The sequence below is a fragment of the Aminivibrio sp. genome (assembly GCF_016756745.1).
In the GTDB taxonomy this organism is placed as follows: domain Bacteria; phylum Synergistota; class Synergistia; order Synergistales; family Aminobacteriaceae; genus Aminivibrio.
Window position 1 is genome coordinate 28,866 of sequence record NZ_JAESIH010000074.1, and the last position, 19,753, is coordinate 48,618.

Below are 19,753 nucleotides of genomic sequence, written 5' to 3' on the forward strand. Positions count from 1 at the left end.
GCCGTCTCCGAAAGGAGATGTGTGGGCTTTTTTCATTATTACGAGGAGGAGAGAATCATGTATGAACTGAAAGAACCGGAAGGAAAAAGTGTGCGGCTTTCATCGGGAACAGCGGGGGAAGCACTGGACAAACTCGGCCTCAAAAGCGGCGCCGTGGCGGCGAAACTGAACGGAAAGGCTGTTGACCTATCCTCGGAAATCATGGAGAGCGGCGACATCGCTCCCATAACGGCCGACTCGGAAGAGGGACTGGACATCCTCCGTCACTCCGCAGCTCACCTTATGGCCCAGGCGGTGTCGGAACTTTATCCCGGTACCCGGTACGGTGTGGGCCCTTCCATAAAGGACGGATTCTACTACGATATGGAAATTCCCGGAGGCATCACCGAGGAAGACCTCCCCAAAATTGAAAAGGAAATGCGGCGCCTTGCAAAAAGGGCGATTCCCGTGGAACGGCGGGAAATGACCAGAGAGGAAGCCCTTGCCTACTTCATGGAGAAGAACGATCCTTACAAGACGGAGATCATATCCGGGCTGGAGGAGGATCATGTGTCCCTGTATTTCCAGGGTGACTACGCTGACCTCTGCCGCGGACCCCATGTGCCGAACACGTCCTACCTGAAGCATTTCCGCCTTCTCACCGTGGCGGGAGCTTACTGGAGGGGGGACGAAAAGAACATCATGCTCACCCGGGTCTACGGCACCGCTTTTGCTACCGAGGATGCCCTGGAGGCGTACATCCGCAGGATGGAAGAGGCGAAGAGCAGGGATCACCGCCGCCTCGGCAGGGAGCTTGATCTTTTCAGCCTCCAGAACGAGGCCCCCGGTTTTCCTTTCTTCCACCCAAAGGGCATGGTGATCATGAACTGTCTCATGGACTTCTGGAAGAAAGAGCACATAAAACGGGGGTACAGCGAGATCCGGACGCCTCTCATCCTGGACCGGGATCTCTGGATACGGTCCGGCCACTGGGATCACTACCGGGAAAACATGTATTTCACCGAAATCGACGAGCACCCCTTTGCCATCAAGCCCATGAACTGTCCGGGCGGCATGCTGGTCTACAAAACCCAGCTCAGGAGCTACCGTGACCTGCCCATGCGCATGGCGGAGCTCGGGGTGGTTCACAGGCATGAACGGAGCGGCGTTCTTCACGGGCTCATGAGGGTCAGGTGCTTCACCCAGGACGACGCCCATCTCTACTGCCGCCCCGACCAGGTCAAGGACGAGATCATCGGGATCATGAACCTCTGCGATTTCATTTACAGGGACGTTTTCGGCTTCAAGTACACCATGGAACTGTCCACCCGGCCGGATAACTCCATGGGCTCGGAAGAGCAGTGGACTATTGCTGAGAATGCCCTGAAGCAGGCCCTTGAAGAGACAGGGTCGGAGTACAGGCTGAACGCCGGCGACGGGGCATTCTACGGACCCAAGATCGACTTCCATCTCGAGGACTGCATAGGGAGAACCTGGCAGTGCGGCACCATACAGCTGGACTTCCAGATGCCCGAAAAGTTCGATCTCTCCTACGTGGGGGCCGACGGCAAGGAACACCGGCCAGTGATGCTCCACCGAACTGTCCTCGGCAGTCTTGAGCGTTTCTTCGGCATTCTTGTGGAGAACTTTGCCGGAGCATTTCCCTACTGGATCGCACCGGTGCAGGTGCGGATTCTTCCTGTTTCGGGCGACTTCGCTGAATACGCAGGTACCGTGGCGGCGGAGCTTCGGGATTCGGGAATCCGGGTGGAAGTGGACGAGCGGGATGAAAAGCTCGGCAAAAAAATCCGTGACGCCCAGAGCCAGAAAATTCCTTACATGGTAGTGGTGGGAGAGAAGGAAAGGAAGTCCGGCGGCGTCGCCCCCAGGGAGCGGAGCCGGGGCGATCTAGGGACCATGTCCATGAACCAGTTCAGGGAGGTCCTGGCTGCGGAGTTCAACCCTCTCTAGGGGATATCTCCGCAAAGAGCGCGGAGCGAGAACTCTTCGCCCTCCCCAGGGGCGAAGAGATTATCCCCCCGGGGGAGGGCGCCTGAGGTGAGAAAAACCGACACGGATGTCGGTTTCACAAGCAGGCAACCGGTGAACGCAGGGAGCCGTGGGACTCGCTTGGGCAGTTGTCACGAACGACAATCTGCACCCCCCGTCCAAGCGTTCCCCGATGCCTGCGGATTTAGGCGCTCTTCATTTCGATGTGGATTTTCTTCGCCTTTTCAGTCATAATGATTGCACCTCTCTGGTGAAGGGTTGTGCCTTCCTAAACACTACCTTACCACTGTTCTCCGAACAGTCCAGAGAGGTTTTTTATTTTTTAGGGTGCGGATTTAGGTTGAGCGGAATATGTTGAATCCGTTCCCTTAAGTTGCTATAATTTTTTGCGTTCTTCATTAAAGTATTCGGAATACTGCTTTTGAGCATCGAGAAACATCATAACAAGAGAAAGGGTGAAGAAGTATGAAGTGGAACAAAAAAATCCTGGTTCTGTTCTGCCTCGCGTTTTTCCTTCTCTCCGCCGCAGGGTCGGCTGTTGCCTCCAGCAAGTTCGTCACCATCGTCACCGGCTCCACCGGAGGTACTTACTATCCCATCGGCACTATCCTCGCCAACCATTTTAATGCCGCACTCATGGACAGGGGGTACAAATGGTCCGCCCAGAGTTCGGGAGGAACAGTGGAAAACCTTGACATGATGCAGCGCGACGAGGCCGAGATGGCCATCGCCATGGCGAACCTGACCGGTTTTGCCTATACCGGAACGGGCCGCTACGAAGGGAAGAAAATTGAGAACCTCCGCTATGTCATGGGCCTGTGGCCCGATGTGACCCAGTTTATAGTGAGCGGCTCCTCCGGCATCAAAACATGGGCAGATCTGAAGGGCAAGAAGGTCGCCGTCGGCCCTGCCGCCTCCGGAACGGAGTTTAGCTCCCGGGTTCTGCTGAAAGCTCTTGCGGGGCTCTCTTTCGACGATATCAGGGCGGAGTACGTTGGGTATAGCGAAGCTTCCCAAGCTCTTCAGAACGGCCAGCTCGATGCATTCAACGCCGAAGCCGGCGTTCCCGTGGCTGCCGTGGCCGAGCTTTATGCAGGGCGGCAGGAAGTGAGCATGCTTGAGTTCTCTCCCGAGGATCTTGCGAAATTGAAAAAAGAGGCTCCCTTTTACGCCGGAGTTCTCATCCCCGCCGGAACGTATCCTAACCAGGAAAAGGAACTCAGGGTGGCCGGAATCAAGTCTGCCCTTCTCGTAAGGAAGGATGTGCCTGAGGAACTTGTTTATGACATGCTGAAGATAATATACAGCAGGAAAGAAGACCTGAAGAATGAACACGCAGCCTTTACGAAGGTGGACTTCGACAATCCCGTGGACGGTCTGTTTGGCGCTCCCCTTCACCCGGGCGCTGTGAAGTTCTTCAAAGAAATGGGGGTAACCATTCCCCAGGATCTTCTTCCCTGATTCCAGGGGCAGGGTTAACAAATCAATCTGGGCGGCGTGGGCTTCTTTTGCCCCATGCCGCCCTTTTTTCGGAGGAGCGAAACCGGATGAAAAAAATACTTTCCGCACTTCTGCCGGGAGAGTCCATCCCAACAAGAAAACTGTCCGGAGCAGCAGGCAGGGCCGCCCTTGTCCTTACCGTTTCCACAGCTCTTGTCCATTTCTGGATGAACAGCGTCGGCCTGCTCATTGCCATCAAGATGAATGCCATTCACCTCGGAACCCTCATGGCGATCATCTTTCTTTTTTATCCGGCATTTGCCGGATCCCCCAGAGAACGCCCTTCCATGCCCGACTGGGTTCTGGCGGGCGTCTCCCTCGGGTGCATGGCTTGGCTGCTTCTCACCTATGACAGACTGATTCAGTCGAACCTTCAGGCCACCTTCACCGACCTTGCGGTCGCAGTAGTCACCATGGTACTTCTGGTAGAAGCGAGCCGAAGGGCCGTCGGCCTGCCCCTGACAGTGCTCAGCCTCCTTTTCCTCGCCTATACCCGCCTCGGGCCTTACTTCCCCGGGCTCTTCGCCCACAGAGGATTCAACTGGGAAAGAATCATCATCCGGATGGCTCTCACTGACCAGGGAATTTACGGTGTCACCCTCATGGTTTCTTCCAGCTACGTTTTCATGTTTATCCTCTTTGGAGCATTCCTGGCGGCCTCCGGAACAAGCGAGTTCTTCAACGACTTCTCCCTCGCCCTCGCCGGGAGATACAGGGGAGGGCCCGCCAAGGTGGCTGTGGTAGCCTCGGCTCTCATGGGGAGCATTTCTGGAAGTGCCCAGGCCAATGTCGCTACCACGGGGGCATTCACCATTCCGCTGATGAAGAGGGTGGGGTACATGCCTTATTTCGCCGGGGCTGTTGAAGCGGCTGCCAGTACCGGCGGCATCCTCATGCCGCCCATCATGGGTGCATCCGCTTTTATCATGAGCACCTTCCTGGGGATTCCCTACGTGAAAATTATGATCGCCGGCTTCACTCCCGCGCTTCTGTATTATCTCGCCATCATGTTCATGGTGGACCTGAGGGCCAAGAAAAGGGGGTTGAAGGGCATGGAACCAGGAGATATCCCTTCCCTCAAGGCGACGATGCTCGACAAGGGACACATGACCATTCCTCTCGCGGTCATCATCTACCTTCTCGTGGCAGGCTACACGCCCCTGTATTCCGCCTTCCTCGGTCTGTTTGCCATCGTTTTGGTCTCTTCCCTGAAGCGGTCAACCCGCATGGGGATACGGGAGGTCATCGAGGCTCTGGACGGAGGAACCAGGAGCGCCGCACCGGTCGGTATTTCCTGCGCTATTGTGGGCTTCATCGTCGGTGCTGTTGGGATGACGGGGTTGGGCCAGGTGATCGCCATGAACATCATTATGTTTGCAGGAGGAAAACTCTGGGCCGCCCTCATCCTGTGCATGATCGCCGCCATTGTCCTCGGCATGGGGCTTCCCGCAACGCCCTGCTATATCATAACGGCAACGATCGCCGCTCCGGCACTCCAACAGATGGGAGTCCACCCCCTGGCGGCTCATTTCTTCGCCTTCTACTACGGCACAATGTCGGCGGTGATCCCACCCGTGGCCCTGACAAGCTACACGGCTGCCGGGCTCGCGGGAGCACGCCCCTTTAAGGTGGCCATGGCCGCCCTGGGGCTGGCTCTCTCCGGCCTGCTGCTGCCGTTCCTGTTCGTTTACAATCCCGATCTTCTTTTCATAGACTTCGTTCTGCCGAGGTATCTTCTCGACGTTTTCACCGCCATTGTCGGCGTGTTTTCCCTTTCCTGCGGCATCATAGGAATGTTCAAAAGGGACATGCCCTTCTTTGAAAGAGCACTGTTTGTCCTGGCGGGAATTTTCATGGTCAATCCGCTGAGAGTGCTGCGAATCTCGAGCTTCGTTTTTTTTGCCGTGCTCGTGGCCTTGCACTGGTTCTCCGCAGGCGGGGCGGCCAGGAGAGAGACGTCCCCCTGATACATTCTTCAGGGGCGCCTAAATCCGCACCCCAGCGTGGAGCGTCACCGGAACTCGCTTGGGCGGGGGGTGCGGATTGTCGTTCGTGACAACTGCCCAAGCGAGTCCCGCGGCTCCCTGCGTTTGCCGGTTGCCTGCTTGTGAAACCGACATCCGTGTCGGTTTTTCTCACCTCAGGCGCCCTCTCCCGGGGGATAAACTCTTCGCCCCTGGGGAGGGCGAATTCCCCTTATGCCCGGCGACACCCCCTCTGCCTGAAAAACCTGCCGATTCAGGGGCGGAAAAAAAGATTGCCTTTTCCCGGGCTGTGTGATATATTCGTCAGGATTTCTTACAATCAGCGCAAAGCAGAGGGGCCACCCTCTCACCGGACGGCGAAGCGTGCTTTCCGGTCTCGGAGAATCTCTCGTACGCTATCGAGGGGCCGGTGGCTTCACCGGCCCCTCTTCATATTTCATACGGAGGTGAAAGGTTATAGTAACAAGAAAAGAAGACGGAGATCCCAGAGTCAACCGTGAAATAACATCCCGTGAAGTGCTCCTCATCGACGAAAACGGCGTCAAGCTGGGGGTAATACCCACGGCGGAGGGAATCCGGCTGGCGGAGGAACGGCAGCTCGACCTGGTAGAAGTGGCTCCTCAGGCCAACCCTCCCGTTTGCAGGATACTGGACTACGGGAAATATCGCTACCAGCTCCAGAAAAAGGAGAAGGACGCGAGAAAGAAACAGAAGGTCCAGGCCCTCAAAGAGATGAAGATGCGCCCGAAAATCGACGAGCACGACTACGATTTCAAGGTCCGGGCAATCAAGGGCTTTCTCGAGGACGGCCACAGGGTAAAGGTCTCGGTGTTCTTCCGCGGCCGCGAAATGTCCTTTCTCAACAAAGGCGAGGAAGTGCTTGCCCGGGTTATCGCCGACTGCGAAGGCCTCGGCAAAAGTGAAGGGAACCCCCGTATGGAGGGTCGTTACATGAGGATCATGCTCACTCCCCTTCCTCCCGGCCAGGGAAAGATGGCTCCGAAGCCCGAAAAAAAGAACGAAGGCGCCGAGGCGACTGAAAAAAAGAACAATGGAAAGCCGAAGGAGACAACACCGGTCTCCGCGGAGAAACCGGCAGAGTAATTCCGTGATCCCATAGAATGCACACCGCTTTTCCGCCTGCCGTGCACAGCGGCGGGCTTTAATCTTGACTCAATATACCGGGAAGGAGGAACACATCATGCCCAAACTTAAATCCCATTCGGGAGCGAAAAAAAGATTCTCGTTTACAGGAACGGGGAAACTCTCCTACCGCAAGGCGGGAAGGGGACACCTGCTTACCCACAAGAGCCCTTCGAGACTCAGAAAGCTCCGCAAAACCGCTTACGTTGACGATACGCAGATGGAGTACATGAGAAAATTGCTTCCGTACAGCTGAGGAACATACCGTTTAACAGTCAATTTTCATGAAAGAGGTGACGTGCGATGCCCCGCGTCAAAGGTGGTAGCGCTAGCGATAGAAAAAGAAAGAAACTGTTTTCCATTACCAAGGGTTACTGGGGTCGAAAAAAGAATGTTTACAGAAGGGCCAGGGAGGCCTACCTCCATTCCCTATCGAGGGCCTATGCCGACCGGAAGAAAAAAAAGAGGGATTTTCGGCGGCTGTGGATTACCCGTATCAACGCCGCTTCCCGTGCGCAGGGACTGTCCTACAGCGTCCTGATGAACGGGCTGAAGAAGGCGGGAATCTCCATCAACCGGAAGATGCTTTCCGAGCTGGCCATCAACGACATGCCTGCATTCATCAAGCTCTCCGAACAGGCACGGAGCGCCCTGGGCAGATAGCCGCCAGCCCGGCTGAAAGTGAAGACCTACAGCTCGCTCCGGATTGAAAAGACCATTACCCTGGGGTTCCTGTCGTTGATCGCGGCGGGAACCCTGCTTCTTTGGGCTCTCAACTCCGGGCATGGAAAGCCTCTTTCTCTTCTCGACGCTCTCTTCACCAGTACATCGGCAGTGTGCGTGACGGGGCTTGTTGTTGTGGACACAGGCAAGGACCTCGCACCCGCATCCCAATGGGTAGTTCTTCTTCTTATCCAGCTCGGCGGTCTCGGGGTCATGACGGCAGCCACTGCCATCATGGTGTTGCTGGGAAGGCGGGTCGGCATACGGCAGCGGCTGCTTTTTACCGGGGGCTTTGGAGTTGATACCCCCTCAGGAGCCGTAAAACTGCTTTTCCGGATGCTGAGATTTACCCTCACTGTGGAGGCTGCCGCGTCCCTTCCTCTCCTTATCGTGTTTCTTCGGTCTTTCCCTCCGGGGGAGGCTCTTTTCCACGCCGTCTTCCATTCCGTGAGCGCCTTCTGCAACGCCGGTTTTTCCACCGTGCTGGGTGGATTGGAAGGGTATTCCGGGCAGTTTCTTCTTCCCGGAGTGATCATGGCTCTCATCGTAACGGGAGGTCTCGGGTTCCTGGTCATCAGTGACATCTTCGCCCGGCTGCGGGAACGGTCTCACCTGTCGGCCCATTCCCTTCTTGTTCTCAGGACAACCGCCGTCCTGATCGCGGCTGGGACAGTACTCCTTTTGGCTTCGGACGTCGATGGGGGGCTCTCCGGCCGTTCTTTTCCCCTGAAGATCTGGAACGCTCTTTTCCAGAGCGTTACGGCACGGACAGCCGGCTTCAACACGATTCCCATACCGTCTTTCTCATCCCTCGGGGTTTTTGTCCTGTGCATTCTTATGATCATCGGCGCATCACCGGGGTCCACCGGAGGAGGGATCAAGACCACCACAGCGGGACTGCTTTTTTATTCCTCCCTTTCCGAAATACGGGGAAGGAGCATGATCATAGGAAACAGAAGGATTCCCGACGGCAATGTGAGGCGGGCTCTTGCGGTTACCGTCCTGTATGTCCTCACTGTTCTGCTCGGCATTATTTTCCTGAGTCTCATTGAACCCTTCCCTTTCGTTACCCTGGCTTTCGAAGCGATTTCGGCCATGGGAACCGTGGGGCTTTCACTGGGCGTTACGCCGTCCCTTTCAGCTCCGGGAAAGGTGATCATCATCCTGTTGATGTTCTGGGGTCGGGTTGGTATTCTTACATTCATGTACGGGATGATCTCCCGGGACCGGGAGGCGTCGAAAATCACCTTTCCCGAAACGAACATCCCCGTAGGATAACAGGGAGGCGGACCATGGACAATAAACGGACCATCCTTGTAGTTGGACTCGGGCGCTTCGGCGTCTCCGTCTGCGAAAAACTGGCAGAACTCGGTCAGCATGTAATCGCCGTGGACATAAACAAGCAAAGGGTCGAGGAAGTTGCGGACGTTGTGGAGTACTGTGCCCAGCTCGATGCTACAGATGAAGACCTTCTTCTGAAGGTAGGTGCGAAAGAGGCGGATATCGCCGTCGTGGCGATCGGGAACAATATTGAAGCAAGCATCCTTGCCACGGCCATCCTGAAGGGGCTGGAGATCCCGAAAGTCATTGCGAGAGCCCAGACCTCGATTCACGGAAGGGTGCTTTCACGAGTGGGAGCCCACAAGGTGGTTTTCCCGGAAAGGGATGCAGGCAAGAATATAGCGGAAACACTGGTCAACCCATGGCTTTCGGCCTTTTCCGCCATACCGGGCGGAAACGTTCTCGTCGGCGAGATTGAAGCATCGGCGGGAATGGTGGGGAAATCGCTGATGGAACTCGATTTTCGGAAGAAGTATAATGGCATAGTTCTCCTTTTTGACCGGAAGGGAAGCCGCTTCCTGCCCCGGCCGGACAGCGTCATCCAGGAAGGCGACAAGCTTCTTGTCGCCGGAACGGATGATGACATCGCAAAAATGATGGAGAAAAAGAACAAGGAGGGAAACGGCAAGTGACATCAATTCCCGGCGAACTGCATACAATAGAACAAGACTTCGCCGTACAGCTTTCCAGGGCGGCAACGTCCGAGGAACTGCAGCAGGTGAAGGTGACTTTTCTCGGAAAAAAGGGAATTCTGACCTCCTTCCTGAAAAAGATCGGATCGCTCCCTCCCGAGGAGCGTCCTGCCGCAGGAGAGGCGGTGAACTCTCTCCGAGACATCATTGAAGCCCGTCTTGCCGAAAAAAAGAGAGCCGTCGAAGAGGCAGAATCGGCTGAAGAAGAGCGACGGAACCGCATCGACGTCACCCTTCCTGCCCGGGGCAGGGAATGGGGCGGAATCCATCCGGTGGCACAGCTCACCCATGACGTGGTGGAAATTCTGGCCGGACTTGGATTTTCCGTGGCCCTCGGCCCCGAAATCGAGGACGATTTCCACAATTTCGAGGCCCTCAACATTCCTGCGTCCCACCCAGCGAGGGACATGCAGGACACCTTTTATTTTCCCGACGGGAAGCTGCTCAGGACCCATACTTCACCTGTGCAGGTCCGGTCCATGCTGAAGTACGGTGCCCCCATACGGATAGTCTGCCCCGGAAAGGTGTACCGCAGAGACAGCGATCCCACCCATTCCCCCATGTTCAACCAGCTCGAAGGCCTCCTGGTGGAGAAGGACATCTCCGTAGCCGACATGAAGGGGTGCCTGGAAACGCTTATGGCTGCCATTTTTTCCCGCCCCCTGAAAGCACGTTACAGGGCGAGTTATTTCCCCTTCACCGAGCCCTCTCAGGAGCTGGATATCGAGTGCGTTGAATGCTCGGGCAAAAATCCATCCTGCAGAATCTGCAAGGGTACGGGGTGGCTCGAAGTGGCGGGACTCGGAATGGTGCACCCCAACGTGCTCCGGTACGGGGGGATCGATCCTGAAGTCTACAACGGCTTTGCATGGGGCATCGGCCTCGACCGTATTGCCATGCTGAAATACAGGCTCACCGACCTGCGCGTCCTCTTTGAAGGCAACGTGCCCTTTCTTCTCTCGGGGAGGACTCTCTCATGCTGATTTCCTGGAATATGCTCAACGAAGTGCTCTCCATTCCCGCAACCCTGGAGGAAGTGGCCGAACGGCTCACCCTTACCGGGTGCGAGGTGGAATCGGTTGAAAGGCCCTGCGCCCTGCTGAAGAACATTCAAGTAGCTGTGATCGAAAACCTCGGGCGCCATCCCGAAAAGGAAAACCTTTTCGTTGCCGGGGTACGGGACGGCATCGGCGCCGCCGTTGTGGTCACCGCTGCTCCGAACCTTTCTGAGGGAGACAGGGTACCCTACGGGCGGCCCGGCGCCGTCCTTGCCGACGGAACGGTTCTGGGGACCAGGGAATTCGGCGGCGTCAACAGTGAGGGCATGCTGCTCTCCGCAGCCGAACTGGGCGTGCCCGAGGCTGCGGACGAGTTCGGCATTCTCCGCCTTCCGGGAGACTCTCCCTTGGGCGGCGACGTGGTGAAACTTTTCGGCCTCGATGATGCCATCCTTGATCTTTCCATCACGCCGAATCGGGGTGATCTCCTGAGCCTCCTTGGCGTGGCCAGGGAAGTGTATGCCCTGTTCCCCGGGGCGGAATGGAAGAAGAACCCCGCTGACATAGCGCCTCCGGAGAAGGCCGCCGAATGGCCGGTACCCTTCGACGGCATTTCCATTCTGGATGACGGGTGCACTAAATATTGTCTTGGTCTGGCGACGGGGCTCAGACCTGTCCCGTCCCCCCTGAAGACACGGATTGCCCTGACTTTCCTCGGCATGAGGCCGATCAGCGGAATGGTGGACGCTACCAACATCGCCATGCTGACCCTCGGCCAGCCGACCCATGCCTTCGATGCCGGGCGGCTTGACGCTCTGGAGATCACGGTCCGTTCGGCGAAACCTGGAGAGGTGATCACCACCCTGGACGGGAAACGGCATGAACTCGAAAATTCCGATCTCCTCATAACCAGCGCCGGAAAGCCCATTGGCATCGCCGGTGTCATGGGCGGAGAAAACAGCGATATCCTGCCGGAAACCAGGACGGTATTCATCGAATCGGCAACCTTCGATGCCATCCGCGTCAGCAGGACGTCCCGGCGGCTTGGCATAAACTCTGAGGCGGCTTTCCGCTATGCCAGGACGGTGGACTCGAACCTGTCGGAGCTGACCCTGAGCTATATTGCTTCCCTTCTGAAAGAGTGGGGCGCAGCGGAAACGGGCTACGTCTTCAAGACTGCCTTCTCCATTGAGCCTGCCCGGAGAGAAGTTGCCCTTACCGAAAAGAACCTGCGGAAAATCCTTCTTACCGACGATCTGGACGGAGCTTCTGCCATCCTCGCCAGACTCGGGCTACGGCAGATTGCCTCGGAAAAGGGGAAACGGGTGTTTTCAGTTCCTTCCTGGCGCCCCGACATCGCCATCGAAGAAGATCTTATCGAAGAGGTCGGAAGAATTCGGGGATACAACGAAACCCTGGCCCCACGCCTCCCCCAGGCTCTTTTCGGTCGGGGAGACATCGGCGATATCACCAGGGTGAAGGGCAGCATACGGACCATCCTCCTCTCCAGGGGGTATGTGGAACTTGTGAACTACAGCTTTCTGTCTCCCTCCTTCGTGGAGCTCCTCAGACTTCCGCCCGAGGACAGGAGAGCCCGCCCCCTGGAGCTGGCGAACCCGCTGAGTGTCGAGCAGTCGAGGATGAGGACCACGTTGCTCCCCGGGTTGATCCGGAGCGTAGAGCAGACTGTCCAGGCCGGATGGAAGGCCCCTGTGAGAGTCTTCGAGCTCGGCAGGGTGTTTCTTCCTCTCGACGGAGGCGGGCATGAGGAAGTGGAGCGCATCTCCGGCCTCGTCTACGGCGGCCGTGACCCCCGCCTTCCTTTCGGTCCCGCCGGAGCCGACGACCTCTTTTCCCTGAAAGGGGATATTCTTGCTCTCGCTGAGAGCAGGGGTGTTTCACTCGGGTTTGTCCAGGGCGAAGAGCCCTTCGGGCATCGGGGGCAGACAGCGGTCATCATGCTGGAGGGGCACCCCGTCGGATACCTGCTCCGGCTGAAGCCGGCCATTGAGAAGGATATCGAATGTTCTCCCGTCTACGCCTTTGAGCTCGACCTGGAACCCCTGGTCAAGGAGTATCTTCCTGTCTTCAGGGAAAACTCCCAGTTCCCGCCGGTATACAGGGACATTTCCCTGCTCGTGCCGGTGGAGAGCCCCATGGAGGATGTCACGGCAGCAATCCGGAGTGAAGGGGGCGACCTGCTCAGAAGAATACGTCTCTTCGATATCTACTCCGGAAAGGGAATACCCGACGGATACAGAAGTCTTGCTTTCTCCCTCGCCTACCAGCGGAACGACAAAACCCTCACCGATGCGGAAGTCGATGCGGTGCACGCCGGTGTCCGAGCGAAAATGGAAGCCAGGGGCTATATTCTTCGATAGGAGGAGATTTTCATGGTCACGATCAGTCATATCGAACAACTTGCCGATAGGCTCGTGGAGATGGTCGCGTCCCTGAGGAGCGAGAGAGACCAGCTTCGCGTCCAGATCAACGAGATGAAGAACAAACTCTCGGAAAAAGAGCTGGAGTGCATCCGATTATCGAAGGAGAACCGGCGCAACCTCGAGATACTGGAGCGGGAAAAACTCTCCTTCCAGAAGGAAAAGAGCCAGATCGAAGGACAGATGAAAACCCTGTACGAAAAGCTCAGTTCGCTCATGCCCGAGGCAGGGCAGCCCCAGGCAAACGGCCAGGACGACAGAGGTGAAAGGAGACCCTAGGAGTGGACGCCACCCTTCGTGAAGTGACGATCCGGATAGGGAAAAAATCATACTTTCTGAAAACCACTCTCGACGACGAAAGCATCAAGGGTATAACCGACCTGTCTGCTGAGATTACAAGGGAGTTCGAAGATTCTCTCGACCAGGAGAGCCTTCTGCTCCTTTCCTGTCTCCAGCTTGCGTGGCTGCTTGAGAAACTCGGAAAAAAACTCGAACGATCGCTTGATAATATTCAGGAAAAGGAGGGGCTATGACTTTTTCGTCCGTTTTTGACATTGCCATTGCCCTGATTGTGGCTTCCTTTGCCGTCAGGGGCCTGTTCCGTGGATTGTCAGGGGAAATATTTTCCCTTCTCGGTACGGTTGGAGGCGTCATAGTGGCCTGGAAATATTCCGGCGTGCCTGCGGCGTGGATCCTCTCCATGTTCCCGGAGGCCAATCTGTCCATGGTGTCCGTAGGCTTTATGGTTGCCATCTACATTGGGGTTGTCGTTCTAGCCGCCTCGATCTGCCGGATTGTCAAAGCCTTCCTGAAGTTTGCGTCCCTTACCTTCGCCGACAGGTTTTTCGGCGCCGCCGCCGGTATTTTCAAGGGGGCCGTTCTCATCCTGTTTCTTTACGTGGGCATCACCACCTATTCTCCCTTCTTGCCCACGGAATGGATGGAGTCGAGCTACGTTATGCGCGGTGCGGACGCCGCATGGCCGGGCATACAGGATTTTCTCCGGAAATACGATTTCTTCCCGGAGAATTTTTCCCTGCCGGGCCTGAATCTTCCCGGGCTCTTCCCGGAAAAAGTCGAGGGCGGCAATGGAGGTTAGGGAAGACATTCTCAGAATCCTCGAAATACCGAAGATTCTTGCCGAGTTCGCCTCCTGTGTCAGGGGCGAACTCGGTTTGTCGGCCATCGGCAGGCTGAGGCCCAGGGGAGACGGGAAATCCCTTGAGGAAAGGGTAGCCCTTTTCAAAAGCTATATGTCCTGCAGGGACACCTTCGGCGAATGGCCGTGGAACTCTTCCGGATGCATCTCAGGGCTGACGGCGGAGGCACGGAAGTCAGGATTGCTCACCGGTGAGGAGCTGGCTTCCGTTGCCCGGTTTCTCTCCCTGGCGAAGATGACCAGGGAACATCTGGTGAAGCACCGGGACGCCTATCCTCTTTTCGACAGTCTCAGCCGGCAGATACGGGATTTTTCGGAAGAGTCGGATGCCCTCGGTGTGCTGGACGACAAGGGGAATCTTTATGATTCCGCCTCCCCTAAACTTGCGGAAATACGCCATGACCTTGAGACTCTTCGCCGGCAGATACGCCGGTCGGCCCAGAACATTCTCGATAACCCTTCTCTTGCCCATATGCTGCAGGAAAGGGTGACGGCCTTCAGAAACGGACATTTCGTTTTTCTCGTCCGGCAGGAGTTCGTCAACCGCTTCCCGGGAACGGTGGTGGACCGGTCAGGGTCAGGCAGCTCCGTCTACATGGAACCCTCCGCCCTCGTTCCACTAAACAACAGGCTTGCCCTGAGAGTACGGGATGAAAAGGAGGAAGAGCGGGCCATCTTGCGGAGGCTCACCAAAGTGATCCTTGCCAGGGAACGGCCTCTTTCGGAATGCGAAAACGTTCTCTCTGACCTCGATCTTTTTTACGGCGCGGCGGAGGTCATGGCGAAGAAACGATGGAAACTGCCCCAGTATGCCGAAAAGACCATGTTTGTCCTCCAGGAGGCCCGGCATCCCCTCCTCGGCGATGCTGCCGTGCCCGTGACGATCAGGTGCGGGGACCGTTTTCGGAGCCTCGTCATAACGGGGCCGAATACGGGCGGCAAGACGGTGGTCCTGAAGACGGCCGGAGTCTGCGTCTACCTTGCCTGGTGCGGCCTGCCCATACCTGCGGGGGAGGATTCCGTGGTGGGCAATATCGGTTCCATATTCGCCGATATCGGCGACGAGCAGAGTATTGAGCAGAATCTTTCCACCTTCAGCGCCCACGTGAAAAATATCATTTCCATTCTCGAGCAGGCGGACCGTACGTCCCTGGTTCTCCTCGACGAACTTGGAGCGGGGACGGATCCCCAGGAAGGGGCAGCCCTCGGTATCGCCATCCTCGATACCCTGACCAGGGAAAAGGGACTTACCTTGGCCACCACCCACCACAATCCCGTGAAGCAATACGCCCTTACCGCACCGGGAGTGGAAACGGCCAGCATGGAATTCGACATTGAATCCCTTTCCCCCACCTACAGGATGCTTCTCGGGGTACCGGGAAAGAGCAACGCCCTGCTCATCGCCGGGAGGTACGGTCTTCCGCAAAAGGTGCTTGAAAAGGCCCGGAAGGTTCTCAGCGAAAGAGAGGCCCCCGTAGAAGACCTGATAGGGGAACTCAACGAGAGAAAAGCATGGCTCGACAGGGCGGAGGGGGAGATAGCGGCCTTGCGGAAAAGCCTTTTGGAAGAAAAAAAGAAGTACGACGACAAGATGAGAGAAATCGAATCCCGCAGGGACAGGATTCTTTCCGAGGCGGAGCGGAAGGCTGCATCTATCCTGGAAAAAGCTGAGGAATCAAGCAGAAAGCTGCTGAAGCAGCTTGAAGACTCCGCAAAATCAGCAGTCCATCGCCAGATTCGGGACACGAGCGAAAAAGTCCGCTCGGAAAGAAAACATCTGGAGCAGAATCAGGAAAAACGGCTTCTCCGAAGTGGCGCCGCCGACGACGGAGAGTTTTCCCCTTCCGTCGGAACGGCCGCCCAAGTCGCGGGGACGGAAATCGTCGGGACCATTGAGTCCATCAGGGGAAACCGGGCTCTTCTCAGGGCGGGCGTCATGAAGATGGAAGTGGATGTCAAAAAGCTTCTTCCCACCAAAAAGAAACCCAAGGGGGCCGTTACTCCTCCCGAATCCTTTTCCATATCCCCGGACCGGGTTCCTCCTTCGATCATGGTCAGGGGAATGAACGTGGATGAAGCTCTTCCCGTGGTCGAGCGCTACCTCGACCAGGCCATGCGCATGGGCTACGACCAGGTCACCGTCATCCACGGGCGGGGAGAAGGCATACTCAGGAGGGAAGTGCACGCCCTCTGCTCCTCCCTGAATTACGTGGCGTCCTATAGGCTCGGAGGCCCGTCGGAAGGCGGCTTCGGCGTCACAGTGGTGGAGTTCCGGAAATAAGACGCGGATTGCAGCTCGCGAGGAGCAAGGGAGGGAAAGAAAGTGACTGAAGGCAGGCTTGTATGCTACTGCTTCGGGTATTCCCGGGAAGATATTGAAAAAGAGTATCTTGTCACCGGGCGTTCCGCCATCCTCGTAAAAATACTCTCGTCGAAAAATGCCGGAACCTGTGAATGCGCGGCAAAAAACCCGTCCGGGACCTGATGTGCGGGTGATGTCCGCAGGGTGCTGGACGAACTTGAAACGAAACGCAAACCATGATCGTTCGCCCGGAGCATTCGCAGTGACGGGCGTCGGCCCGAACAAATAATTCGTTCCCATGGACCTCAGGGGCTCTATTGAAAGACAATTTCCCGCTCCTTGACGGTTCCTTCGTTCGAGGGTAGAATTAACTTCGCCTTTTGGGGCAGCCATTGCGCCTGTAGCTCAGCGGATAGAGTATCGGCCTCCGGAGCCGAGGGTCTGGCGTTCGAATCGCCACAGGCGCGCCATAGAAAATCGAAAGCCGGGATTGATCCCGGCTTTGTGTTATTTCCACATTGGCAGGAAAAGGGGCGGTGACCGTGAGTTTCAGGGCGACCATTCTGGATGTTCTATCATCGGATGAAAAAAAGAAGAAATTTACCCTTCTTCTCTCCGGCGGAGACCTTCATCCTTCCGGAGGAGGGCAGCCCGGGGACTCTGGGAGTCTCTGGACGGAGGATTTCCGGTTCCAAATCGACGACACGGAAAAACGGGACGGAGGATTGGCTGTCACGGGAAAAGCGGAAAAGGGTTCTCCTGCCCCCGGAATGGAAGTGGAAGGAGAGGCGGACCTGGAGCGGCATCGCCTCCTCTCGAGGATGCATACGGGGGAACATATCCTTTCAAGGGCTCTCGAAAAGGCCCATCCCGGGCTCCGGGTTTTCAAGGTTGCCGTTGACAGCGCCGAAACGTCGGTATATTTGACCTGGGATGGTGAACTGGACTGGGATGTGCTCTTCGAAGCGGAGAAGGAAGGCAACAAGATAGTTGCGGAAGACCTTCCCGTTGAAACCGTCATGCTTTCGAAGGACGAGGCGGAACACCTTCCCGGAATAAAGGGAAACTGGAGCAGAATCGCCGATGAAACCATCAGGGTGGTCCGCATTCCCGGATATGACGCCATCGCCTGTTCGGGGAGCCATGTTTCGTCCACCGGCAAGGTGGGAAACCTCTTCATCACGGCTTTCCGGGGAACCTCGCCGGACTGGGAGTTCAAGTTTTCCGTGGACGGGTCGGTGCTTCGCCAGGAATACAGCGAGGCAGCCCGCAGACTTGTTCGGAGCATAGGCTGCAGACTCTCCCAGCTTGGCCGGGTTGTAGGCGGGCTTCAGGAGGAAAACGGGGCCCTGCGGAAGTTGATGGAGAGGGCTTCCCAATATATCTCCCTTCCTGCGGAAGACTTCAGCGCCGGAGGACTGCCTGTTTCCGCCGCGGTCCTTCCCGGTTTTTCCAGGGAACTCGCAGCTCCCGCGGCACGGAAATGGTCAGACGCCAATCCCGGCAGGGTGTTGCTGTTGCTGCTTCCTGAGCCGGAAAAAAACGAGGGCTCCTTTCTCCTCTATGGCGGCAAAGAAATTTCCGTCGATTTTTCCGCCTTTCTGAAGGAAAGCCCCGGGCTCCGCGCCAGAGGCGGCGGGCGGAGCGACTGGCTGAACGGTCTTTCTCCTGTGATGGAGGTTGAGCCCTGGCTTGAAGCGCTGAAAGTCTATGCGGAAAAAAAGCGGCCCTGACGGGCCGTTTTTTTTCGCGCGCCCGACATGGTTCATGTCTATACGGTGTAAGTCCTGAACACTGAAGGCGCAGTAGGTGTTAGCTCAAGGCAAGGGCGTCTGCCGCAAGGCAGGGTCTGAAGGAAACCGGCGGCAAAACTCCGGGCCGAGGTACACTACCTTCCATTTGAGGCTGCGGCATCGGAGATAACGAACTTGTCGGACAAAGCGAAGTTCATGCGCCGAAGGATGACCGCAGTAAATGAGCGGCCGCATGGAGTGAAAGACAGTAACATTACCCGGGGAGATCCGGCTTTTCGCCCGAAAAGGCAGGTCGTCATCGGGAGATGCGATTATGGGGAGTCGATAACGCCTACTGGGCGGACCACGGGCTCGTAAGCCTGAAAATAGTATACTCCGGATTTTGTGAAGGTTCCCGAACCGCCGTATACCGTACGTACCGTTCGGTATACGGCGGTGTGAGAGGAGGGGGGCTAGCCGCCCCCTCCTACTCATTCGATTTTTTGGGAAGGATCATTTCACCGCGGGAACGGTCATCCCTTTTTCGACATAAAATCTGGCCGCTCCGGGGTGGACGGGGACGGATACTCCGTTGAGGGCTGTTTCCAGGGTGATGAGCGCCGCTTTCGGGTGGACCTTGTGAAGGTCTGCAATGTTCTCCCACAGCGCCTTTGTGAACCTGTAGACCACGTTGTCGGGAAGGCCGGCTTCACATATGAGCATTGCCATGACCGCGGGGGTTACAATGTCGCGGTCTATTCCCCGGTAGGTCCCGGCAGGGATGGCGTCCTTGATGAAGTAAGGATATTCCTCCGTGAGCCTTGCCATGAAATCGTCATTGAAGCTGACGAGATCGATGTCATGAGTGGCGGCAAGATCCGTTACGGAAGACGTAGGATATCCGGCAACGACGAAGCCGACGTCGAGCTGGCCGTCCTTGAAGCGCCGAGTGGTGCTGTTGAAGTCCAGGAAATCGGCGCTTATGTCCGAGTAGCGCAGTTCCGCAAGTTTCAGTATGGCGGACACGTCCCCCAGGACTCCCGAACCGGGGGCTCCGACGGACACCCTTTTGCCCCTGATGTCCATAATGTCATTGACGCCGCTTCCTTTCAGGGTGATGCAGTGGACATGTTCCGGGTACAAGGACGCCACGACGCGGATGTTGTCGTACCTCTCCTTAAAGGGAGCCATTCCCTTTGACGCCCAGTAGGCGATATCGTTCTGGGCGAAAGCCATTTCTATCTGCCTTGTCCCCACGAGATTGATATTCGCAGCGGAAGCGTTTCCCGTCTCGGAGGTAACCTGGAACTCGGGAACATTTCTGCTGATGATTTCCGCAATGCCTCCTCCGAGAGGATAATAGGTTCCCCCCGTGCTTCCTGTCGCGATTGAAAGGTACGTTCTTGCGGAAACGGCCCCCGGGAGGTACGATAAAAGCAGAACGGCAGAGAAGGCCGCGAAAAGCAGTTTTTTCATCCGGTAAACTCCCCCCCCCTCGCGAAAATTGAAAGAAATTGGGCGATTCCTCCCGGAAAAAACCGTTGGAACGCCCAATCCGACGGAACGATTTACTCTCTAAGTATAGACCTGAAAATGCCCCGGGGCAAGGAGTCCATCCTCACCTAAATCCGCAGGTTCGTTCCCCAAGAGAAGAGACAGGTCCCCGGACGGGGAAGTGAACCCTTTTCGTTTCCCCGTCCCACGGTTTTTTCTCCTTTTCGGGCGGTTGAAGCTCTTTTCCCCGTTT

The 19,753-nt window shown here is 56.7% G+C and carries 17 protein-coding genes, 1 tRNA gene and 1 other annotated feature (1 of these 19 running past the window's edge); of the genes, 17 read left to right on the forward strand and 1 reads right to left on the reverse strand.

The window, feature by feature from the left end:
• Positions 1 to 12 (forward strand) — a binding site (T-box leader) (it extends 212 nt beyond the left edge of the window).
• 45 nt (positions 13 to 57) lie between these two features.
• The 17 genes from thrS (at position 58) to JMJ95_RS12795 (ending at position 18,006) form a co-directional block, all read left to right on the forward strand.
• Positions 58 to 1,950, forward strand: coding sequence for a threonine--tRNA ligase (thrS, locus tag JMJ95_RS12715; protein WP_290685988.1), 1,893 nt, complete (start codon positions 58 to 60; stop codon positions 1,948 to 1,950).
• A 504-nt stretch (positions 1,951 to 2,454) separates the two neighbouring features.
• A complete protein-coding gene (locus JMJ95_RS12720; RefSeq protein WP_290685991.1) occupies positions 2,455 to 3,450 on the forward strand; it encodes a TAXI family TRAP transporter solute-binding subunit in 996 nt (331 codons plus the stop codon).
• A gap of 86 nt (positions 3,451 to 3,536) precedes the next feature.
• On the forward strand, positions 3,537 to 5,456 hold the full coding sequence (locus JMJ95_RS12725) for a TRAP transporter permease (RefSeq protein ID WP_290685994.1): 1,920 nt from the start codon (positions 3,537 to 3,539) through the stop codon (positions 5,454 to 5,456).
• A 474-nt stretch (positions 5,457 to 5,930) separates the two neighbouring features.
• Positions 5,931 to 6,578, forward strand: a complete 648-nt coding sequence (gene infC, locus JMJ95_RS12730; RefSeq protein WP_290686028.1) for a translation initiation factor IF-3 — start codon at positions 5,931 to 5,933, stop codon at positions 6,576 to 6,578.
• A gap of 97 nt (positions 6,579 to 6,675) precedes the next feature.
• The gene (gene rpmI / locus JMJ95_RS12735; RefSeq protein ID WP_290685997.1) at positions 6,676 to 6,873 is read left to right on the forward strand and encodes a 50S ribosomal protein L35; all 198 of its coding nucleotides are present in this window, start codon (positions 6,676 to 6,678) and stop codon (positions 6,871 to 6,873) included.
• A 47-nt stretch (positions 6,874 to 6,920) separates the two neighbouring features.
• Positions 6,921 to 7,280, forward strand: a complete 360-nt coding sequence (gene rplT / locus JMJ95_RS12740) for a 50S ribosomal protein L20 (protein WP_133957815.1) — start codon at positions 6,921 to 6,923, stop codon at positions 7,278 to 7,280.
• Positions 7,281 to 7,298: 18 nt separating this feature from the next.
• Positions 7,299 to 8,618 (forward strand): TrkH family potassium uptake protein, encoded by a 1,320-nt coding sequence (locus JMJ95_RS12745; RefSeq protein WP_290686000.1) that lies wholly within the window; start codon positions 7,299 to 7,301, stop codon positions 8,616 to 8,618.
• 14 nt (positions 8,619 to 8,632) lie between these two features.
• Complete coding sequence (locus tag JMJ95_RS12750; RefSeq protein ID WP_290686002.1) at positions 8,633 to 9,313, forward strand: TrkA family potassium uptake protein; 681 nt, start codon at positions 8,633 to 8,635, stop codon at positions 9,311 to 9,313.
• 5 nt (positions 9,314 to 9,318) lie between these two features.
• Positions 9,319 to 10,356 (forward strand): phenylalanine--tRNA ligase subunit alpha, encoded by a 1,038-nt coding sequence (pheS, locus tag JMJ95_RS12755; RefSeq protein WP_290686031.1) that lies wholly within the window; start codon positions 9,319 to 9,321, stop codon positions 10,354 to 10,356.
• On the forward strand, positions 10,350 to 12,752 hold the full coding sequence (pheT, locus tag JMJ95_RS12760; RefSeq protein WP_290686005.1) for a phenylalanine--tRNA ligase subunit beta: 2,403 nt from the start codon (positions 10,350 to 10,352) through the stop codon (positions 12,750 to 12,752). The genes pheS and pheT overlap by 7 nt, the downstream gene beginning before the upstream one ends.
• A gap of 12 nt (positions 12,753 to 12,764) precedes the next feature.
• Entirely contained in the window at positions 12,765 to 13,091 is a 327-nt protein-coding gene (locus JMJ95_RS12765; protein ID WP_290686008.1) for a hypothetical protein, read from the forward strand.
• 2 nt (positions 13,092 to 13,093) lie between these two features.
• Positions 13,094 to 13,345, forward strand: a complete 252-nt coding sequence (locus JMJ95_RS12770; RefSeq protein ID WP_290686010.1) for a hypothetical protein — start codon at positions 13,094 to 13,096, stop codon at positions 13,343 to 13,345.
• Positions 13,342 to 13,911, forward strand: coding sequence for a CvpA family protein (locus JMJ95_RS12775; RefSeq protein WP_290686012.1), 570 nt, complete (start codon positions 13,342 to 13,344; stop codon positions 13,909 to 13,911). The genes JMJ95_RS12770 and JMJ95_RS12775 overlap by 4 nt, the downstream gene beginning before the upstream one ends.
• Positions 13,901 to 16,252 (forward strand): endonuclease MutS2, encoded by a 2,352-nt coding sequence (locus JMJ95_RS12780; protein ID WP_290686014.1) that lies wholly within the window; start codon positions 13,901 to 13,903, stop codon positions 16,250 to 16,252. Before JMJ95_RS12775 ends, JMJ95_RS12780 begins: the two co-directional genes overlap by 11 nt.
• Positions 16,253 to 16,294: 42 nt before the next feature.
• Positions 16,295 to 16,456, forward strand: a complete 162-nt coding sequence (locus JMJ95_RS12785; RefSeq protein WP_290686017.1) for a hypothetical protein — start codon at positions 16,295 to 16,297, stop codon at positions 16,454 to 16,456.
• Between the two features lie 211 nt (positions 16,457 to 16,667).
• Positions 16,668 to 16,743: transfer RNA gene (locus JMJ95_RS12790), tRNA-Arg, on the forward strand.
• Positions 16,744 to 16,809: 66 nt separating this feature from the next.
• Complete coding sequence (locus JMJ95_RS12795; protein ID WP_290686019.1) at positions 16,810 to 18,006, forward strand: alanyl-tRNA editing protein; 1,197 nt, start codon at positions 16,810 to 16,812, stop codon at positions 18,004 to 18,006.
• Between the two features lie 513 nt (positions 18,007 to 18,519).
• Here the strand turns inward: JMJ95_RS12795 and JMJ95_RS12800 are convergent.
• Positions 18,520 to 19,482: a TAXI family TRAP transporter solute-binding subunit gene (locus JMJ95_RS12800; RefSeq protein WP_290686021.1), complete on the reverse strand. Its 963-nt coding sequence runs from the start codon at positions 19,480 to 19,482 to the stop codon at positions 18,520 to 18,522.
• Between the last annotated feature and the right edge of the window lie 271 nt (positions 19,483 to 19,753).

Excerpts from the sequence above, each read along its gene's own strand:
- rpmI (WP_290685997.1), top strand. The coding sequence starts at position 6,676 with ATGCCCAAACTTAAATCCCATTCGGGAGCGAAAAAAAGATTCTCGTTT.
- JMJ95_RS12725 (WP_290685994.1), top strand. The coding sequence starts at position 3,537 with ATGAAAAAAATACTTTCCGCACTTCTGCCGGGAGAGTCCATCCCAACA.
- thrS (WP_290685988.1), top strand. The coding sequence starts at position 58 with ATGTATGAACTGAAAGAACCGGAAGGAAAAAGTGTGCGGCTTTCATCG.
- JMJ95_RS12775 (WP_290686012.1), top strand. The coding sequence starts at position 13,342 with ATGACTTTTTCGTCCGTTTTTGACATTGCCATTGCCCTGATTGTGGCT.
- JMJ95_RS12780 (WP_290686014.1), top strand. The coding sequence starts at position 13,901 with ATGGAGGTTAGGGAAGACATTCTCAGAATCCTCGAAATACCGAAGATT.
- JMJ95_RS12750 (WP_290686002.1), top strand. The coding sequence starts at position 8,633 with ATGGACAATAAACGGACCATCCTTGTAGTTGGACTCGGGCGCTTCGGC.
- JMJ95_RS12765 (WP_290686008.1), top strand. The coding sequence starts at position 12,765 with ATGGTCACGATCAGTCATATCGAACAACTTGCCGATAGGCTCGTGGAG.
- JMJ95_RS12720 (WP_290685991.1), top strand. The coding sequence starts at position 2,455 with ATGAAGTGGAACAAAAAAATCCTGGTTCTGTTCTGCCTCGCGTTTTTC.
- rplT (WP_133957815.1), top strand. The coding sequence starts at position 6,921 with ATGCCCCGCGTCAAAGGTGGTAGCGCTAGCGATAGAAAAAGAAAGAAA.
- JMJ95_RS12800 (WP_290686021.1), bottom strand. The coding sequence starts at position 19,482 with ATGAAAAAACTGCTTTTCGCGGCCTTCTCTGCCGTTCTGCTTTTATCG.
- pheT (WP_290686005.1), top strand. The coding sequence starts at position 10,350 with ATGCTGATTTCCTGGAATATGCTCAACGAAGTGCTCTCCATTCCCGCA.